Genomic DNA, 19,334 nt, shown 5'->3' with positions numbered 1-19,334 from the left:
CGCTTGCTCCCGTGTTTCAACATTCAGGCTCCTTGTGTACCCGTTCAATTGAAACTTCGTGTTCCTGTCTATCTCGTTGTGTAATCTCCAGAGCATGATGAAGCAGCAATGTCTGTTCATACGCCAACCTGACCCAATGCTGAACTTCCATCTCGTCCTGACACCGCCCTTGGATGATCTCATCCAGAGAAGATTGAATACCGTAGAGAGTAAGTTTTATCGGTAGGTCAACCTGTGTAGAAATAGTTTGAGTGTTCTCCTTGTCTTCTTCATTATGTTGCTGAAGGCCGGGTTGCTCATGCTGAATAGACGCTCCCTCTGCCTCTCTGCTCTCATGTTTCGGTTCTGATCTGCTCAGTCCTTCCTCATGCTGGAGAATAGCAATCCTATTCAGATTTGCAGCAATTTGTCGTAGTTCACCACCACTTAGAACATCAATTCTTCCAGGATTGTGGCCCAATGCAAGTTCGGCTGTTCCGCGTGCAAGTTGACTGAAATCTTCCGCAATCTTCTGGGATCGAATCCAGAAAAAGATCACAAACATGGCTCCTCCAATGAAGATAAAGAGCGGCTTTGTTCCGATATGGTTGATTCCCCAGTTCATCATACGCGTTATCCGTGCTGCATCTGGAAGGATGTGATTGTGGGCAAACCGTAGCACGTGATAAACGACAAAAAGGAGCGCTGCGCTCAGTAACGCGCTTGCTCCTCCAATGTATATGTATCTTAGTCTTACTGTACTGAATTGAGACTTCATATTCGGTATCCCCCTCTATACAATAATATGGTAATAGAGGTAGAATACCGAATATTTCTTAATGAGATAGTGGTTAACTTCTTACCAAATTCTTAATTTTTATTCCTCTGAGTAATTACTTGGTGAAGCAACGGTTACAGGGAAACTGGTAACAAAATCCGTTCTGCCATTTTCACTGTAAGCAACGATACTTCCTCGATGTAATTCAATCATCGATTTGGCAATCGCCAGGCCGAGACCGGTACCTCCCGTATCGCGGGAACGGGATTTATCTACCCGATAGAATCGATCAAATAGATGTGGCAGATCTTGTGCCGGAATCGGATCACCATAATTACTGATGCGGACTACAGCCTCTTTACCTTCAAGGGCCAGCCCAATCTCCATTAGTTTACCTTGCGAACCATACCGAATGGCATTGCTGAACAGATTCTCATATGCTCTTACAAGCTCCCCCGGAGCAGCCTGTATCCATAGTGGGTCTTGCCCGCCGATGATCTTGTAGGTCATGCCAGCATCCTCCAGCATGGGAGCAAACTCTTCAGCCAGCTGCATCAGAAACGAATTCAGGTTCAACGCTTGCAGAGATAACGGAAGGCTCCCGCCACTCACGCGCGTATATTCGAACAAGTCATCAATTAACTTACGAAGGGTCAAGGATTTCTCATAGGCAATGCTAACGTAATAGCGCATCTCAATCTCATCTTCGTAGCGATCCTTCTCGATGTACTCCAGAAATCCCAGAATAGAAGTGAGTGGTGTTCTCAGATCATGTGATATCCCCGTAATCAGATCGTTTTTGGCAGCAACTGCATTACGCTCTTCCTGAAGCGATAACTGCAATTGTTCAGCCATCTGATTAATGCTTGCAGCAACGACTCCGAATTCATCCGAGGTTTTCACTTCGATGCGATGGGATAACTCTCCTTTGGCAACCTCCTGAATCCCCGCCGTAATTTCATCCAGGACCCGCATCACCTTGCGTGAGAACAGGAAAAAAAACAGCACAAAACCAAGCACGCCTACCACAATCATCAAAGGCACCGAACCGATATTATTCACCAACCACCTGATCCCTTGGGCTGGAATGGAATAATCCGGATACGTCTGAGCTTCCAGGATGGTCTGCCCCACCTTACTACCTCCGTACAAAATAACTGCAGTTAATATACCGCTCAGCAGAAATGCATAGATAAATTTCCATCGGACTGTATTAATCAACTTTGAATTCATAGTAGGAACTCCCTGAATGTGTTCATGTTACACGACATCCTGTGGATGAACATGTTTATTGCGGTTTGATCATCTTGTAACCAACACCCCATACGGTCTGAATGAACTTGGGATGTTTGCTATCGAGTTCAATCTTCTCACGAATCTTGCGAATATGCACCATGACGGTATTATTCGACTCCATGAATTCTTCCTTCCAGACCTGACGATAGATCTGTTCCATACTAAGTACTGAACCTTGGTGACGAGCCAGTAATTCAAGAACAGCAAATTCACGCGGAGTCAGACGAACCGGCTGCTCGTCCACCCAAACTTCATGTGTATCGGTATTAATGACCAGATCATCAATAACCCACTCGTGCTCTTTGTTCTCCCGACCTTCATTGAAGGTATGATACCTGCGCAGCTGGGATTTCGCCCGTGCGACAAGTTCAAGCGGGTTAAACGGCTTGGTCACATAATCATCGGCACCGATGCTTAGCCCTGTGATTTTATCCATATCCATACTTTTGGCGGACAGCATAATAATCGGCATTTTCTGCTCTTCCCGAATTTTCATACAAGCTTCGATTCCGTCCATATTTGGCATCATGACATCCAGAATAATGAGATCGATCGACTCTTTTTTCAATTGTTCCAACGCTTCAAGCCCATCATTCGCGGTGAGAATCCGATAACCCTCGTTGCCAAAATAAATTTCCATCAGTTTAATAATCTCCTGCTCATCATCCACAAGCAGAATGGTTGCTGGCTGTGCCACGGCATTATTCCTTTCCCTTCCATAATTCCTTACCTGTTCAAAGTATACCACCGAGGGATGAAACTGCGAAAATCATCGTGATCTTCACGGACACGCTCGATCTTGGCCATCATCTCAAGCGTCTCTTCAGGCTTCACCTGCTGAATCCACACCACAGAAGACACCAGCGCCATAGCCGTATACAGTGAATACAGTCTCCAGAATAACTCATCCGGTTCATTGCCATCGAAATAGCCCTGAATTTGACCTATGGAATATGGAATACTGATCTCCGAAGCAAACAAACCCAGCTTCAAAAATTCATGAATGGGATCACCTTGATCATAACGATTAAAATCAATCACTCCTGCGAGTTTATCCTGCTTAACGACAAGATTGCTCGGGTGAAAGTCATCATGCTGAAATCCATCTGGACGATTTTTCATCCAACCGAGATGGTCTGCAATAAACGTTAGAATAACATGATCCTCTTTCATCACAATAGGGCACTGTCTATAGCACCCCACGTAACGTTGATGCTTGGTGCTCATGCGTATGTACCATGATTCGGTCTGTTCCTCCATCGGCAACTGGTGAATCAGCTGTAGCTGCGCTCCTGCTTCGAAACCAACCGCCCACTGCTGCTGTTCATTCAGCTGAGGCAATCTCTCAGAAGCATCTTCGCCTTCAATGTAGCTAAGAATCATATATCCGTTCTTCTCATCCAATCTACCTGTGCCCAACGTTGCTGGACACAGTACACCTAATTGTTGCATGCTCTGCAAATATTGATATTCCCTTTGCTTCATCCATTCCTCAGCAATATCATACACCCTCACCAGCACATGGCCTTGACCAGGGACAAACATTTTGAATTTAGCATCTGCTGAATAACCCTTCATAACAGGTTCAATCCGCGTGGCCTGACCAAGTTCAGGAATCTGTTTTAACCTGTCAATCAACGTATTGTCCATCGATGCATTCCATGTATCGTGTTGTTCCACGTCCCGAATCCTCCGTTATTTCACGTATGGCGTGTAGTATCGTCGGTCTATTCCCACTTTAACCCATGATATTTCCTATAACATGCTTATATGTATTCTATCCGTTTCTATTTAAAAAGTACTGATTCGGGTTCTTTGCCCGTCAGGGTCAGCATCGTATACAATTGCCCCCTGTGATGATATACATGCCCCATAATCTCAAGTAACCACTCCAGCCGACTATAGGAAGCTCCCCAGTACGAATCCGTCACATGTAATAACTCTTCCGTGTTAAACTGCCTGTACCGTTGGTATAGATACATCTGGTTATCAATCAAAGCCTGCTTGATCTCACCGAGCGAATGCACCTGATTCTCTGCATAGAATTGAGCCATCTCTTCCTCCGATGCACCTTCGGAAATATAAACATCCGCTCGGCAGATCACAGACAGATGGGCCAGTAGTTCTCCAACAGGTCGTTTACCTTCAATTGGAGTCAAAGCCAAGTCTTCTTCCGACAGCTGATCACATATATCGATTAAAGATGTTACAGCCACGTCAATATGTTTAAACGCAGATTGAATCAACAGTTACACTTCCTTTTTATCCCATTATACAGAACATATGATCGGTTATCAACCAAGATATCCCTCCTTAATATATACCCCAAATCTATATAAATTGAACAAAACATTTACACAAAACGGAGAAGACAGAAAGGACCTGAAGAAGCGGAGCTAAAAGCTTTCTGCAAGAAAGCTTTAGTTCAATTTATATATCAATCTACGAACAAAAAAAAGTCCTTCCTCCTTCATATAGACGGGATTCAGGACATTTTGTTGCCTATTTGTTTTCAAATCTTTGTTCAACTTGAGTATAACGAACAATACGTTTGCTCGAATCGTCCAGCCTCCAAGTCAGACTTGCGAATGAAAAATTGCAGTTCCCCGCAATCCCACCATTGGAAACCAATAGCATCATGCGTATCTATCTTCAACAGCAGCAGCGTATCGGATAGTTCCTGCCATGTCCGATCCTCATCACCGCCGTAATGCTTGGTCAGCTTCTTCTCACACTCCTGCTCATTATAATCGTACTCTTCTCCGAGTGCGATCTGTAACAAGGCACGATGCTCGGCATCCGGATGCTGCCCGTCAGGATATCCAAACATCCCACCCCAATTCAGCGTACTTGGATGATTCCAGCTCGACTCGAATTCAAGGTAGCGGTCATACAGACTTACTTCCGATTCGGTCTCATCGGTCTCAAGCCGAAGCGGCGAGAGCTCATTCAGCGCGTTGGCGTCAATGTATGCATATGTAGGAAACTCAAGATTAGGCAGCACTGTCACCGAATGTGCAACAAACGGGGCTCCATCCAGCGCGGTATCGCCTTCAGGCTCTCGCCTTATCAGGTTATGAGAACTCGGCTCAAAAATCACACGATGTTCAATGGGACAAGCAGATTCATCCGTGCCAATGAAAAAGTATAACATTCCACGTTCAGGCAAAGTCCCGCGTCCATCATTCGGCGTATACGGCGACAAATCCACCAGGTTCAGTTGGGCTAGGAAAGTCATTGGAACTCCTTCTTGTGTTACGGGCCATTCCATGCGACTTGGCAAATCCGGATGTCCACCCACACGTGAGTTTCCTGTTCTGCGATATTCGTCCAGTGTGGATACATCGAGGCGAATTCCCCAGCGGCTTGAGGACAACAGCAGATCGGCAGCAACTCCCAAACCATATTCCTCAAGTGTTTTACGGGCTTTTCTGGTCAGACGTTCACATTGTTCTGGCTTAATCATATAGATCCTCCCCTTTTGACAATACACCTATGCTGAGACATATTCAGGTTCACACCTGTATATTCTTCTGCCCGGACGTCTTTCCCTGCTTCTAGCAAAAAAAGAGACTGACACTCCTTGTCAGTCTACTTCCTTATCCTATATTCCATTTAACGATTTGGATCAGAAGACTTTTCCTGGTAAGCACGCATATGCTCCTCACCGTCCAGGAATTCATGGGCCTGATGGGCTGCCATCACACCATGATAGCTGATATCCAGACCCAGATCTTCCTCTTCTTCTGTCGAACGTACAGGCACAATTTTGCCAATCAACTTTAACCCGATCCAGGTCATGGCGAATCCCCAGATGACCAAGGCTGTAAGGCCAAGTGCCTGAACACCCAGCAACCTCCAGCCGCCGCCCATAAATAATCCACCATCCGTGGCAAAAAGACCTACAGCAATCGTGCCCCACATTCCTGATGCGGCATGCACCGGGAAAGCACCAACCGGATCATCAATCTGTCGACGGTCCAGCCAGTTAGTGGCAGCCATCATCAACAAGCCGGACACTGCCCCAATGAATATCGCTGCTACATCACCAACAAAAGCACAGCCTGCCGTAATACCGACCAGTCCAGCAAGCGAACCGTTAATGACCGAGGGTGCATCTGAACGATTGAAGCGGAATAACGTATACAGTAGCGTAACTGCACCACCCGAAGCCGCAGATAACATCGTGACAATCGCAATGTGACCAATTCTTACATCCGTCGCGCTGAGTGTACTACCAGCATTAAAACCAAACCAACCGAACCATAACAGAAATGCACCTACAGATGCCAGTGGCAGATTGCTTGGGAGTGCAATGGCACTTACGCCAAGTGGCGTGTACTTCCCTTTACGTGGGCCAATGATAATCGCAGCAGCCAGTGCTGAGAATCCGCCGAGCGCATGGATGACAGCCGAACCGGCAAAGTCCTGCATCCCCAGCTGACTAAGCCAGCCGCCGCCCCATGCCCAGTGTCCACCAATCGGATAAATGATCGCCGTCATCAATATGATATACAACAGGTAGGCACGGAAGTTGATGCGCTCGGCTACCGCTCCTGAAACGATGGAAATAACGGCAATGGTAAAGGCCGCCTGGAACAACCAGAATGTCTCCAGAGATACCGGTACGTCCAGGTGAGACAAATCCCCATTCAGGAAAAATCCCGTTACTCCCGCAAAACCGCCAACGTCCGAACCATACATCAGTCCAAAACCGATCGCATAGAACAGTAACGTCCCAATCGTAATGTCAGCAAATACCTTCATAATAATGTTCACACTATTTTTATAACGCACAAAGCCAGCCTCGAGCAGGGCGAATCCACCCTCCATCAATAAAATCATCGCTGCACTCAGTACGACCCAGACCGTATCAATCCCGGTGCTTAACGTTTCCAAAGTCATGCTTGTACATCCTCCGTTTCACTAAGCTGTCTGAGCTCACGGATTGTATCGGGCGCAAGCTCAATCTCGTCCCGCTCAATGCTGTCCGGATGCTTAATTCGTTCTGCGATCTGATCTAATTCACGTATGCGTCTGCGAATCTGTTCCATCTTGCGAAAACGTTCCTTCACCTGCACCATATACTCCACCGCCTGATGATGGGATGCGGGGCGGCCCGCGAACCATTTGCGTACGGGCGACAACGATTGATAAGCGATCTCTTCCGCTCGACGCTTTTGTTCGAACTGTTCGATCTTCTGCTTGAGCGTTTGGATCTCATTTTCTTTTTTGACCTTCAGCCGTTCGATAAGGTACAATAAATCGGACGATGATATTTGCAATGCTGTATGGTGATACACCTCGTCGATTACTAACATATCATGTCAGGACTCCTTACATATCAAGTTACTTGTACCGATTATAGTTTGCCGGGGTCAGCCCGTCAATCTTTTTTTGGACTTGGGATGGATTTAAATGAACCGTTCATGGAGAACGGCTTTTTTTATTTGCCACGAATTACATCTAACAAAGGATAATGTTGCCCAGGTTCGCATTCACTCTTTCCATTCTCAATGCTTATAGAATAAGCATCCACATTTGGGGTAATGAACATACACAGACTACCCGCATCATAGAACCTGTATATAAGGAGAGGATTCCACAATGTTTACTCGTAATGACAATATACGCAACCAAATCTGGGAAGCAGTCTCTGGACTCGAAGAAGAACAATTGAACCAAAAACCTTCACCCGAGCAATGGAGTATCATGCAAGTACTACGACATCTGAATCTGATGGAAAATGTAATTGGAAAACAAGCCCGCCTAGCCCTCGAGAAGGAACAGACGGTGTCTGTGGACAAAAAACCATATGAATTATCGTTGGACCGCAGCCGCTCCGTCGAGGCACCACCCCATCTTCAGCCTCCAGCAGCGCCTGAAGCACTCGCAGACGTACGCAGTGATCTGGACGAATCTCACCAAGCTTTAAACAACTTTGCATTGGATCATGATCCTGACCTGCTGCGTAGCAAGTCCTTTCCTCATCCCGTATTTGGTGAGATGGATCTAACCCAATGGATTGACTTTACAAGTTATCATGAGGAACGTCATCTGGGACAGATCCAAGAGATTAAACAGCAGCTTGGCGTATAAACACAACCTCCTTTTTCACATAGCGAAAAATATAGTCGAACGACAAAAAAACCTCCAATCCTATTAATTTAGGTTGGAGGTTTTCAGTGTTCTTATGTTACGAATAAGAACGACACTTATATTTTTTTGCCCAAAATCGCCAGATCTCTATTCACACCATCCAACACGGCCACTTCGGGATAATATCCCCACTGTTCAAATCCATGCTTGCGCAATAACCCCAGACTCGGTTCGTTATGCCCAAAGACAAATCCAAGAATGGTCTTAATTCCAAGTGCAGGACATGCCGCAAATACCGTTTCGAGCAAACGTCCGCCAGCCCCAATTCCGCGGCATTGCTGATCCACGTATACACTTACTTCCACCGTTCCATTATACGCAGGACGTCCATAGAATGAACTGAGACTCGCCCAAGCTACCACCTGTCCTGCCTGCTTCATCACCCAAAGCGGACGATGTTCCGGTGTATGTTCCTCGAACCAAGGCAAACGTTGCTCCACCGTCACTGGCTCCAAATCCGCTGTTGCCATACGGCCCTCAATAGTGGAATTATAAATTTCCACAATCCTCTGCAAGTCCTCCAGGCGCGCATATTCAATCTGCACATCTTCCAGTTTCATCGCTATTCCTCCATCATTCCAGATCAAACCTCTAATTATAGAAGATATTATAACGGAGAAGAGAAGTCTTCGTCATCCCTAACATTCTGACAGAGAAATCTGTAAATGTTTAAGTAAACATTTACACGACAACGGAGAGGAGAGGACAGAACCAATCAGAAGAAGCGAAGCTAAAAGCTTTCTGCAAGAAAGCTACTTCGGAAGCATACACTGCGCCTTTATCCCCGGATTTGCCCCTTTATATAAGGGAATCAATAAAATCTGGGGATAACAGCGATCCGAAGATGGTTCTGACCGCTTAGTAGTCCAGTGTAAATTCAATGCTTTAACTTATATATAGCATTACTCTGGAAGTCCCTGAATTGTGTTCCCACGAGTTAACTGCTGACTCTGGTCTGCCCAACGAATGTTAATTGAGCGAGATGTGAACAGATCCGGGCCATCCGATACCTGGAAATGCAGATGAGCTTCACTGGAATTTCCCGAATTACCAAGCTCACCGATAGGGTCTCCCTGCTTGAGCTTATCTCCTTTTTTGACCGAAACACTGCCTTCCTTGATGTGTCCTGTGATGCTGTATTCACTGTTGCCATGGTCGATTACCACGTAGTTACCGGCTGGTTCTTCCGGATTCATGACACCCGGTACATTGTCCGGAATATCGTTTTTGATCTCGACAACGGTTCCATCCGCAGCTGCATAGAGCGTTTCACCAAAAGCATAGTAGTTTTGATTTTCCTTTGCATCACCTTGATAACTGGATTGTTCTTTGGTCCGTACGATATCCAGCGCATACCGCTGCGTTTCGTGCTCATAATGATAGTTCGACAACACATCATTACCTCCCCAGAATACATACCATTCTCCCTTCATCGGCAATTTAAATTCGGTTTTGGTGAATTTAGCATCCGTGTCCTCATGAGCTTGCAGCGGTTGGATCGAGAGACCTTCAATTTGATTTTCTTCGGAAAAATAGGCTCGAATTCCTTTCGTCCCAGTCTGATCCTTCCAGGCCACCTCAGATATTTGATTCATTTCGGCGTCTACCACTTGCTCCCACGATTCAACACCCTCCAGAAAAGGATCAGCCGTCGTTTTGAACTGTTCAAGCGTTAACGTCCCCTTCAACTCGGGAGAGAATTGATTATAGATTGCATCCTTTGAACCGTTCATCAGCGTATCTATGAAATTGTCCGGTGTAACCACCGCGCTCACCTCTGAACTTGAGTTCTGCTCCTGAATGGAGTTCTCGCTCGCTTCATTATTGGACGCCTGTTCGGCTGACTGCTGCTCTGCCTGGTCGGAAGTAATGGAGTTACTGTTGCCGCAAGCAGACAGTATCACGCAAGCTCCAAGGGTTATCGCAAGTACCTTCCAACCCCTTTTATTCTGTAATTTCGAATGTGTATGTTGCTCTGATTTCACATGACCTTCTCTGTTCATTTTCAACATCCCTTCTGCTAATCGTTATACTTTCCAGTTAAGTGTACAGAATGAGTCTTATCCTTCGTCTAACCCCAACTTACCAGTAGCTAAACTCGTCTTGCCTTCTAACGCTGCATAATTAAGATTCCGTTAAGATAGCTCGTACGCTATACAGCCTTCTTGGATGGTATGATTAGCAATACACACAACGGAAGGATCAGGAGGTCATTTTTAAACTATGGATAACGTCTCATTACTGCTTGTGGATGATGAACAGGCTATTCTGCATATGCTCAAAACCGTTCTGCTCAAAGAGCAGTTTCTCGATATTGATACCGTTACAACAGGCGAAGCTGCCATTGAGGCATGTAACAACAAGACGTATCATTGCATCGTGCTCGACATCATGCTTCCTGGCAAAAGTGGACTGGAAATCTGTCCTTTTCTACGGCAGGTCACCGATGCGCCCATCCTGTTTCTAACGGCCAAAACAACCGATTATGACAAATTAACCGGATTCGCCGTTGGTGGCGACGATTATGTCGCCAAACCCTTTAATCCGCTGGAAGTCGTTGCTCGAATTAAATCATTACTGAAGCGTTATTTACCATCTAAAACCGCAGCGATCTCGGATCATGTCCCATCTAACGTAAATACGTCATCTCCCAGCACATCGGAAGGCGTGTACGACTTTGGACGGTTTCAAGTGCTGGAGTGGGCTGGTGAACTTCGTGTTGAAGGTGAGTCCGTATCTTGTCCGGCACTTGTGTTCCAACTGTTACTCTTTTTCTGCAAACATCCCAATCGAATTTTCACCAAATCAGATCTATATGAACGGGTCTGGGGCTCGGAAGCCATTAGTGATGACAATACCGTGATGGTTCATATTCACCGCATTCGGGAGCGCATTGAAGCCGATCCTTCCAATCCCGTGTTTCTCGTAAACGTCCGGGGTCTGGGTTACAAACTGATTCAGCCGGAACATGTGTCACGATCATGAGTATTCGGCGCAGGTTAATGACCCGGTTTATCGGGATGCTTGCCGGTGCAGTCGTTCTTATCATCCTGCTTGGGTCTGTAGCCACTTACTGGGTCGTGCAAAAGGTAAATGAGGTGAATCTGATCGATGATTTTGCTCTTAACGGTCTGGACCAATTGATTAGTACAGCAGAGATCATGCCGGATGACACCATCCGATATGACCCCGAATTGCTGAAGCAAGTGGACAAAAATCAAGGCTGGCTCCAGGTTCTGGATGAACAAGGTTACGCCATTGATGAATATCACACACCTGCCGATGTTCCTACTCACTATAAACCGGGGGAATTGATTGCATACTGGGAAAGCCAGAAGCCGTTCCCTTATCAGATCGCCATGCTGATCCGGGAGAAGAACGGAAAGGATTTTACCTTGTTATATGGTGAGCGCAACCCGGCCAAGTCCTTAATGAATAACATTCGTTCAGATCTTGCTTTTACCAACGGGAAGCTTAATCTTCAGCCCAACCAACAGGAGGCCCTTCGTACTGCCAATGCTTATCTTCAAATATTGGACCCGTCAGGACGTGAAATTTCTTCCTTCAACAAACCAGCCATGGGCGTACCGACCGAATACACCATTCAGGAACTCGTTCTGCAAGTTCGCTATCCGAGTCGATCTGGCCTGTCTGTTGCAACGTGGTACGACGAACAGAGTGAAACCACTTGGCTGATTAGCATCCCTGTTGATCCGGCGGTGAACAGTGATCAGAACCCCTACAATTTTATTCTGGAACCGGCATTGGTCGTATTGATTGTATCCATCATCATTCTGCTCATTTTGCTTGCCTTCTGGTATGCCAACCGATTCGGTTCACCCATGCTACATATGCTCCAATGGTTACAGCGTCTGGAACGAGGACATTACGAGGAACCTACCGGAGCCTTTGGAGTGCCTCGCAGTCAGCGTCGTAACGGAAAGTGGAAGCGAAAATACAACGTGTATGCTGAAGTGCTTCGCTCCATGCAGGCCCTGTCTCACACTTTGAAGCAAGATGAAGAACTTCGGAAACAGACCGATTCTCTGCGGGAGGAGTGGATTGCTGGCATAACACATGACCTGAAGACACCCCTCTCCTCCATTCAGGGATATGCTCATATGCTTGAGGCGGATAAGTATAGCTGGACCGCGGAGGAAGTCAGGGAATTCGCAGGCATAATGCTCGATAAGTCCATGTATATGGACAGGCTTGTCAACGACCTTGCCATGACCTATCGATTACGCAGTGGAGGATATCAACCTGTGGTGGAAGAGACTGACGTAAATACGTTGCTCCGTGATCTGATCCAGCGCGCTGAACGGAATCCGGCATATGGAGAAGGTCGCATCCTATTCCAACCTTCCGAAGTGCCTGTGTATGGACTTGTCCATATTCCGTCGTTTGAACGAATTGTGGATAATCTGACCGCCAATGCCCTTCTTCATAATCCGCCCGAGTCCATCCTGGTTGTCAGTGTGCATTCTGGTGAACACGCTGATGAGTTCAGCATTCAGTTTGCCGATAATGGAAGAGGCATGGACTCCGAGACGGTATGGAAGTTATTTGAACGATACTATCGCGGTACAGATACAGGTACATCGGACGTTGGATCAGGGCTGGGCATGGCGGTAACCAAAGGTTTGATCGAAGCCATGAATGGTCGTATTGAGGTACAGTCCACCCCTGGTGAAGGAACGATCATTCGCTTAATATGGGATGGGCCGTCCGAAACCAATTAAAATGTTCCGCTTGACCTTTCCATTTTCAGTCTATATAATCGACACTCAATAACACCTGTTCCAATATATTGATAATGAACACAACACATTTCAGGATCATCTGATGAGTTGATCTAACATATTTGGCGATGACCAGAGACATGATTTCGTTTGCGTGCTGCCCAGAGAGAGAGGGGATTGGTGAAACCTTCTTCAGCGAACGGACCGGAATTACCCCTCTGCAGCCGTGACCTCGAACCTCAGCATTTCGAACTTCCTTCGGATGTTTGGCATGCTGCCAGTAGAGTTCACCGCCTGATCCCCGATAACGGATTCCAATGAGGGTTATGATGTTTTCTGTTCCGGCGGCTGGCCGAGAGCAGGGTGCACCATAACCAAAATTAGGGTGGAACCACGAGCCAAGCGCACTCGTCCCTTTTCCGGGACGGGTGTTTTTTGCGCTTTCATTTTAAGAAATGGAGAGTGGTTCACATGAGCAAACAAGAAAACAGTAACTCAGCAAGCAACAAATCAGGTAACGAAATAAACAACCAAGCAAATGATCTTCAACCATCCAGTCATTCCATTGAGGTCCGTCTGCAAGGTGGCGCGATACGTTCTTACGAAGCAGGCATCACTGTAGGTGCGGTTGCCTCATCTATCAGCACAAGTCTTGGGAAACAGGCTATCGGCGGTATTGTAGATGGTCAAAATGTCGATCTCGATTGGGTGCTCCAGCAAGATTGCGAACTTGTTATCGTTACTTTAGAAAGTGCGGAAGGTCTGTATCGTTATCGTCACAGCGCAGCACATGTGCTCGCACAGGCACTCAAACGCATCTACGGTGCAGAACAAGTGAAACTGGGTATCGGCCCAGTCATTGAAGATGGATTCTATTACGATGTTGATCTGGAGCATGCCTTGTCCATCAGTGATTTGGTTGCCATCGAGCAGGAAATGAACAAAATCATTCAGGAGAATCATAAGATCAGTCGCCGGGTCGTTAACCGCAAGGAAGCCCTCCGTATCTTCGGAGAGATCCAGGACCCCTACAAGCTTGAACTCATTCAGGATTTGCCAGAGGGCGCCGAACTTTCAATCTATGATCAAGGAGAGTTCTTCGATCTGTGTCGCGGTCCACATCTTCCATCCACTGGTCGAATCAAAGCGTTCAAGCTGCTGAATGTGGCTGGTGCGTACTGGCGGGGTAACTCGGATAATAAGATGCTACAACGCATCTACGGCACTGCTTTCCCGAACAAAGCCCAACTGGATGAACATCTGCACATGCTCGAAGAAGCGAAGAAACGAGATCACCGTAAACTTGGCAAAGAGCTTGAACTGTTCATGTTCTCCGAAGAAGCTCCCGGCATGCCCTTTTATCTGCCCAAAGGCATGACTGTTCGCACTGAACTGGAGCAATTCTCCCGTGAGCTACAATTACAGGAAGGTTATCAGGAGGTTCGGACTCCTCTCATGATGAACAATCGTCTGTGGGAGCAATCCGGTCACTGGGAGCATTACAAGGACAATATGTATTTCTCGGAAGTGGACGATGCCACTTTTGCACTGAAACCGATGAACTGCCCTGGGCATATGCTGATCTTCAAAAACACACTTCATTCCTATCGCGAATTACCAATTCGCATGATGGAATTTGGTCAGGTTCACCGTCATGAATTCTCAGGTGCCCTGAACGGCATGATGCGTGTGCGGACATTCTGCCAGGATGATGCCCATCTCTACGTCATGCCAGAGCAGATCGAGGACGAGATCAATCAGGCGATCTCACTGATCGGACGTATGTACGATATCTTTGGATTCGAATATAAGATTGAATTGTCCACTCGTCCGGAAGATTCCATGGGATCGGAAGAGCTGTGGGATCAAGCGGAACGCGCATTGCAAAATGTACTAGATCGTCGGGGCGTGGAGTATCGCATTAACGAAGGGGACGGTGCCTTTTATGGACCGAAAATTGACTTTCATATCCTCGATGCGCTGAAGCGCAGCTGGCAGTGCGGAACAATCCAGCTTGATTTTCAAATGCCGGAGAAATTCGACCTCACTTACATTGGCGAGGATAGCCTGAAACACCGTCCGGTCGTGATCCATCGTGCCATCTATGGTTCGATCGATCGTTTCATCGGTATCCTGACTGAGCACTATGCAGGAGCGTTCCCACTCTGGCTCGCACCTGTACAAGTGAAGCTCCTACCTGTGTCAGATCATTATGCAGACTATGCACTCCAAGTACAGAGCCAACTCCGTGCTGCGGGCATTCGGGTAGAAACAGATCTGCGCAGCGAGAAGCTCGGGTACAAAATCCGTGAATCCCAGATGGAAAAAGTGCCTTATTCGCTCGTGCTTGGTGAGAATGAGAAAAATGCCTCATCCGCCTCTGTCCGTGCATACGGTCAGGGAGATCAAGGCATCCAACGTATTGAAGCTGTTATTGAAATGATCCAACAAGCTGTGAAGGCAAAAGTATAAAATATGTAACGACTCTATTCATGAGTCACTCATCAGCTTGTGCTGAATTACAACTTCTCGTCATCTCTTAGCCCCACCTGTTCTTCGCTCCACGTCCAGAAACGCTCAGCTGAAGCATCGTCAACGGCATGTGCCTTCAGCTGCTGCTCTTTCTGTTGATAGAAGTAACGACCGGTGATGCCGACGACTTCAGGGCTTGTGGCCAGATAAACAGCCGTTCGCGCCCCTTCTTCAGGGGACAGAAAGAATGGAAGTTTACCTGCAAACGCCATAATGCGTGTGCCAAATCCGGTATTGCGATCTACGCCAATACTCGTTCCCACCGCACCAGGGTGTAGACAGTTCACTGTGACAGACGTACCTGACAGTTTGCTAGCCAGTGCACGAGTGAACAGCACGTTCGCCAGTTTGGATTGAGCATAACTTTTGATCGGATTATAACCTTTGTGCAGATGTGGATCTTCGAAGTGGATTTTGCCGGCCTTGTAGGCACCTGACGAAACGTTCACAACCCGTCCCTGCTTCGCAGCTTTCAGAGGTTCTATCAAAAGTAAGGTCAGCAGGAAATGTCCCAGATGGTTAATACCGATACTTTGTTCGAACCCGTCTGAGGTTTCCTTCCGCTTAACCATCACTACCCCCGCATTATTAACCAGAACGTCAAGGTGATCATGACGCTCGCGGAATGTGCCGGCAAACTGGCGTATACTTTCGAGTGAACCCAGGTCACACAGCATCAATTCAATCGCAGAAGAACCGGACTGACGCACAGCTTCCTGAAGAGCCTCCTGTCCGCGCTTCTCACTGCGGCATGCCATAATTACGCGATATCCTTGCCTTGCAAGTTCAATGGTGGTTGCCAACCCCATACCTGAGTTAGCTCCTGTTACAATTGCTGTCTGATTGGACATGAGGTACTTCCCTTCTGAACCTGAGGTTCCGAAATTAGAGGCGCGACGACGGACAATATGAGATAATGATAGGATCACATCTCGGTTTCCATGGGAGGACAAGTATGCTGACCAAAGAAGATTTTAAAAAAGTTAAAAAACAAGCCAAACTTGAAATCGCACTACTCGAACAGGAATATCAGGAAATCTTGCAGAACGTTGATTCTACGCTGTATGAAAAATATGGTATTTTGGACAAAGAAGAAACACGTGAGCTCACCCGAAAACGCAAAAACCGAAGATATGCTTCACTGGTCATCGAACTATGCGCCATTATTGAACAAATGTTACATCAACTGTACAGAGACGTATATCAGAAAAAGTTTAATTCGACCCAGCTGATGAAAACTCCTGCCTACCGTGCACGCTCCAATATGGAGATTATTCAGTCCGAACTGAGTAAAGAGTTCATTGCTCTGGAATCCGAAAAAGAACACTTCGCTGAAGCCCTTAGCCTGGTGTTTCAGACGAGGAACAAACTTGTTCATGATAACTTCTCGTTTGTCTCCATCGTTAAAGATGGCAGTAATGAAGAAGACACGTTCGAAGCGTTGCTCCATACGGTAAAAAAATATAGAAAACACTTAAAATATAATCGCCCTGAATAACAACAATCATTGCTAAAAAATATAAGGAGGTGTACCGGACTACGGTCCGAATAACCATGAGCCATCCAACAACTTCGATTACTGTACTAAATCTTCAGATTCCTACGCCTTCCGGGAACAGCCCCATATTCCCCGTCATGCTTCGTGATGTAGATGGCGTTACCCTGGTGGATACAGGTATGATTGGACAATTCGCTGAACTTCAATCCGCATTGGAACAAGAGGGCGTACAACTCTCGGACGTCAAACGTGTGATTATTACTCATCAGGACATCGATCATATCGGTAACTTGGGTGCTCTTCTGGATGCCATCCCTGATCTGGAAATCTGGGCACATGCCGATGAGAATCCATATCTAACCGGTGAGAAGCCTTTGATCAAATTCACGCCTGAACGTCGTGCTCTGCTGCCCGCGCCCGTTTTGGCACTGGCAGACCAACTGCTCTTGCAGCTACCTGAAGTGAACATTAGTAGAACTCTGGCGGACGGAGACATATTACCCCTTCAAGGTGGTACACAGGTCATTCATACACCGGGACATACGCCAGGTCATATCTGCCTGTATTTGGGGGAGCAACAGTTCCTACTCGCTGCCGATGAACTTCGTGTGGTCGATGATGAACTGGTTGGCCCTGCACCACAAGCGACACCGGACATGCCTGAAGCGCTGCGAAGCCTGAAGAAACTGACCAACCTTAAGCTCAATAAGGTTCTCTGTTATCACGGTGGAGAGTACATGAATGATCCGGCTCAGCGTATTGCCACACTTGCGGAGAGCGCAGAGTAAGTAAAGAACGCGGACTTGTGAGTGCTTTTGAATGACACAAGCATCCTATTAACGCTGTTTCTCTTCGTGCGGCATTGTGCGTTGTAGCTCATTCAAGATTAGGATGACACATATATTACAATCAAGGAGCTGTCCCAATGTCATTAACTTGACAGGGACAGCTCCTTTAATTAATTAACCACGTACTTCTACTACTCTACTGCACTGGTGTTGACCGTATGGTAGCACCTATTGCGCACGGTATGCACGCAGTATCTTATATTACACCTGGCATCTGCACAGTATCTTTCCCCTTGACCCCGACTCAGCTCTCCGGAGTAAGTACAATCAGCTTGTCATCCCCATCTCGTGGTGATCCTCGTCCATCCCGATTGTTCGTAAGCACATATAACTTCCCGTCCTCGCCAGCACTCACATTGCGAATCCGGCCCCATTCATCTTCGAAGATGGGTTCCACCTTCTCCACCTGTGTGCCATCTTCCGAAAGAGTGACCTTCAGAAGCTGCTCTCCACGCAGATTTGCAGCAATCAGTGATCCAGCCCAAGGTCCTTCTTCTACAAAAGCTACACCAGACGGCGCCCATGTATCGTTCCCACTATGTGCAAGCGGAGCCTGATATGCGCCATTGTCATCGTCGTCTCCTTCTACCTCGGGCCAGCCATAATTCTCTCCGGCCACAATCCGGTTGATCTCATCATGATTACGCTGACCATGCTCCGTGGAATAGAGGTAACCGTTTTCCGGATTCCATGCCAGTCCCTGTGCGTTACGGTGTCCCATACTGTATACAGGTGAATTCGGCCATGGGTTGTCTGCTGGGATCGATCCGTCGAGACCTATCCGCAATATTTTACCTCCAAGGCTATCTTTGTTCTGTGACAGTTCCGGTTCATAACGCTCACCTGTCGTGATATAGAGCAACTTGTCCGGGCCAATTTTGATCCTCCCACCATTATGATTCGTTCCGCCTGGAATGTTACCAAGCAACTCTTGATCTATGACCGCTTTGCCATCATTCACCTTGAGGCGTAACACCCGATTCGCAATATCGTCGCCTTCCAGATAGGAGTGGTATGCATACAAGTAACCGTTCTCCTCAAAGTCCGGATCAGCTGCAAGGCCCAACAGACCTCCTTCACCTCCTTCACCTTCTTCATTAAACGGGGCTAAGAAATCAATCAGTGGTTCAGGTGCTAGTTTTCCATCCTCAATGACCCGAATCGCACCAGGGCGTTCCGTTACAAACATCCGACCATCAGGCACACTCACAATCTCCCATGGTGCATTCAGTCCTTCAACCAGTACGGAAGCCTGATACGGAATAACCGTCTCTCCCTGCGCTCCACTCTCATTTCCACTTGCACCGGTATTGCCTCCGTTGGCCGTCTGTCCCTGACCTGTTCCCTGTCCCTGAGACGTCTGCTCTGTTCCTCCCGTAGAAGGTTCGCCTGAAGAACATGACGCGGTTAACAGTGCCACACTTAATAATGAAGCATACAGCGGAACGGTTACTCGATTATTCATGATTACATCTCCCTTCGTATTTCGTTCTTCTGTATAA

18 protein-coding genes are annotated in these 19,334 nt (G+C 47.0%); 6 read left to right on the top strand and 12 right to left on the bottom strand.

The window, feature by feature from the left end; translation table 11 throughout:
* Positions 1–16: 16 nt before the first annotated feature.
* From MHI55_RS08265 to MHI55_RS08230, 8 genes are all read right to left on the bottom strand, one after another.
* Positions 17–757 (bottom strand): hypothetical protein, encoded by a 741-nt coding sequence (locus tag MHI55_RS08265; RefSeq protein ID WP_076251615.1) that lies wholly within the window; start codon positions 755–757, stop codon positions 17–19.
* 99 nt (positions 758–856) lie between these two features.
* Positions 857–1,990: a HAMP domain-containing sensor histidine kinase gene (locus tag MHI55_RS08260; protein WP_340389657.1), complete on the bottom strand. Its 1,134-nt coding sequence runs from the start codon at positions 1,988–1,990 to the stop codon at positions 857–859.
* Positions 1,991–2,045: 55 nt separating this feature from the next.
* The gene (locus MHI55_RS08255) at positions 2,046–2,750 is read right to left on the bottom strand and encodes a response regulator transcription factor (RefSeq protein ID WP_026081203.1); all 705 of its coding nucleotides are present in this window, start codon (positions 2,748–2,750) and stop codon (positions 2,046–2,048) included.
* Positions 2,751–2,779: 29 nt separating this feature from the next.
* Positions 2,780–3,733: an aminoglycoside phosphotransferase family protein gene (locus tag MHI55_RS08250; protein ID WP_340389655.1), complete on the bottom strand. Its 954-nt coding sequence runs from the start codon at positions 3,731–3,733 to the stop codon at positions 2,780–2,782.
* A 107-nt stretch (positions 3,734–3,840) separates the two neighbouring features.
* Positions 3,841–4,299 carry a DinB family protein gene (locus MHI55_RS08245; protein WP_051449640.1) on the bottom strand — a complete coding sequence of 153 codons (459 nt, stop codon included), beginning with the start codon at positions 4,297–4,299 and terminating at the stop codon, positions 3,841–3,843.
* Between the two features lie 278 nt (positions 4,300–4,577).
* On the bottom strand, positions 4,578–5,519 hold the full coding sequence (locus MHI55_RS08240; RefSeq protein ID WP_100527925.1) for a YwqG family protein: 942 nt from the start codon (positions 5,517–5,519) through the stop codon (positions 4,578–4,580).
* Positions 5,520–5,668: 149 nt separating this feature from the next.
* Positions 5,669–6,958: an ammonium transporter gene (locus tag MHI55_RS08235; RefSeq protein WP_036610695.1), complete on the bottom strand. Its 1,290-nt coding sequence runs from the start codon at positions 6,956–6,958 to the stop codon at positions 5,669–5,671.
* Positions 6,955–7,374, bottom strand: a complete 420-nt coding sequence (locus MHI55_RS08230) for a hypothetical protein (RefSeq protein ID WP_091033471.1) — start codon at positions 7,372–7,374, stop codon at positions 6,955–6,957. The genes MHI55_RS08235 and MHI55_RS08230 overlap by 4 nt, the downstream gene beginning before the upstream one ends.
* A gap of 286 nt (positions 7,375–7,660) precedes the next feature.
* On the opposite strand from MHI55_RS08230, the gene MHI55_RS08225 reads away from it, so the two are divergent.
* Positions 7,661–8,152 carry a DinB family protein gene (locus tag MHI55_RS08225; RefSeq protein WP_339189030.1) on the top strand — a complete coding sequence of 164 codons (492 nt, stop codon included), beginning with the start codon at positions 7,661–7,663 and terminating at the stop codon, positions 8,150–8,152.
* Between the two features lie 116 nt (positions 8,153–8,268).
* On the opposite strand, the gene MHI55_RS08220 is transcribed toward MHI55_RS08225, so the two are convergent.
* Both MHI55_RS08220 and MHI55_RS08215 read right to left on the bottom strand, forming a co-directional pair.
* Positions 8,269–8,772 (bottom strand): N-acetyltransferase family protein, encoded by a 504-nt coding sequence (locus tag MHI55_RS08220; protein ID WP_339189032.1) that lies wholly within the window; start codon positions 8,770–8,772, stop codon positions 8,269–8,271.
* Between the two features lie 342 nt (positions 8,773–9,114).
* Positions 9,115–10,215: a M23 family metallopeptidase gene (locus MHI55_RS08215; protein ID WP_340389653.1), complete on the bottom strand. Its 1,101-nt coding sequence runs from the start codon at positions 10,213–10,215 to the stop codon at positions 9,115–9,117.
* 220 nt (positions 10,216–10,435) lie between these two features.
* On the opposite strand from MHI55_RS08215, the gene MHI55_RS08210 reads away from it, so the two are divergent.
* The 3 genes from MHI55_RS08210 to thrS all read left to right on the top strand — a co-directional run bounded on the left by MHI55_RS08210 (position 10,436) and on the right by thrS (position 15,426).
* A complete protein-coding gene (locus tag MHI55_RS08210; protein ID WP_339189037.1) occupies positions 10,436–11,197 on the top strand; it encodes a response regulator transcription factor in 762 nt (253 codons plus the stop codon).
* On the top strand, positions 11,194–12,954 hold the full coding sequence (locus MHI55_RS08205; protein ID WP_340389651.1) for a HAMP domain-containing sensor histidine kinase: 1,761 nt from the start codon (positions 11,194–11,196) through the stop codon (positions 12,952–12,954). The genes MHI55_RS08210 and MHI55_RS08205 overlap by 4 nt, the downstream gene beginning before the upstream one ends.
* Before the next feature lie 471 nt (positions 12,955–13,425).
* Entirely contained in the window at positions 13,426–15,426 is a 2,001-nt protein-coding gene (gene thrS, locus MHI55_RS08200) for a threonine--tRNA ligase (protein ID WP_340389648.1), read from the top strand.
* Between the two features lie 47 nt (positions 15,427–15,473).
* Here thrS and MHI55_RS08195 read toward each other — a convergent pair whose 3' ends face one another.
* Entirely contained in the window at positions 15,474–16,337 is an 864-nt protein-coding gene (locus tag MHI55_RS08195) for an SDR family oxidoreductase (RefSeq protein WP_339189045.1), read from the bottom strand.
* 104 nt (positions 16,338–16,441) lie between these two features.
* Here MHI55_RS08195 and MHI55_RS08190 point away from each other — a divergent pair, with 104 nt between their 5' ends.
* Positions 16,442–16,984: a hypothetical protein gene (locus MHI55_RS08190; RefSeq protein ID WP_340389646.1), complete on the top strand. Its 543-nt coding sequence runs from the start codon at positions 16,442–16,444 to the stop codon at positions 16,982–16,984.
* Between the two features lie 56 nt (positions 16,985–17,040).
* A complete protein-coding gene (locus MHI55_RS08185; RefSeq protein ID WP_340389644.1) occupies positions 17,041–17,772 on the top strand; it encodes an MBL fold metallo-hydrolase in 732 nt (243 codons plus the stop codon).
* 304 nt (positions 17,773–18,076) lie between these two features.
* Here MHI55_RS08185 and MHI55_RS08180 read toward each other — a convergent pair whose 3' ends face one another.
* On the bottom strand, positions 18,077–19,297 hold the full coding sequence (locus MHI55_RS08180) for a PQQ-dependent sugar dehydrogenase (protein ID WP_076251595.1): 1,221 nt from the start codon (positions 19,295–19,297) through the stop codon (positions 18,077–18,079).
* Positions 19,298–19,334: the final 37 nt, after the last annotated feature.

The sequence above is a fragment of the Paenibacillus sp. FSL E2-0151 genome (genome assembly GCF_037993015.1).
In the GTDB taxonomy this organism is placed as follows: domain Bacteria; phylum Bacillota; class Bacilli; order Paenibacillales; family Paenibacillaceae; genus Paenibacillus; species Paenibacillus amylolyticus.
The sequence above is the reverse complement of the archived record's forward strand: the minus strand, read 5'-3'. Positions and strand labels throughout refer to the sequence as shown.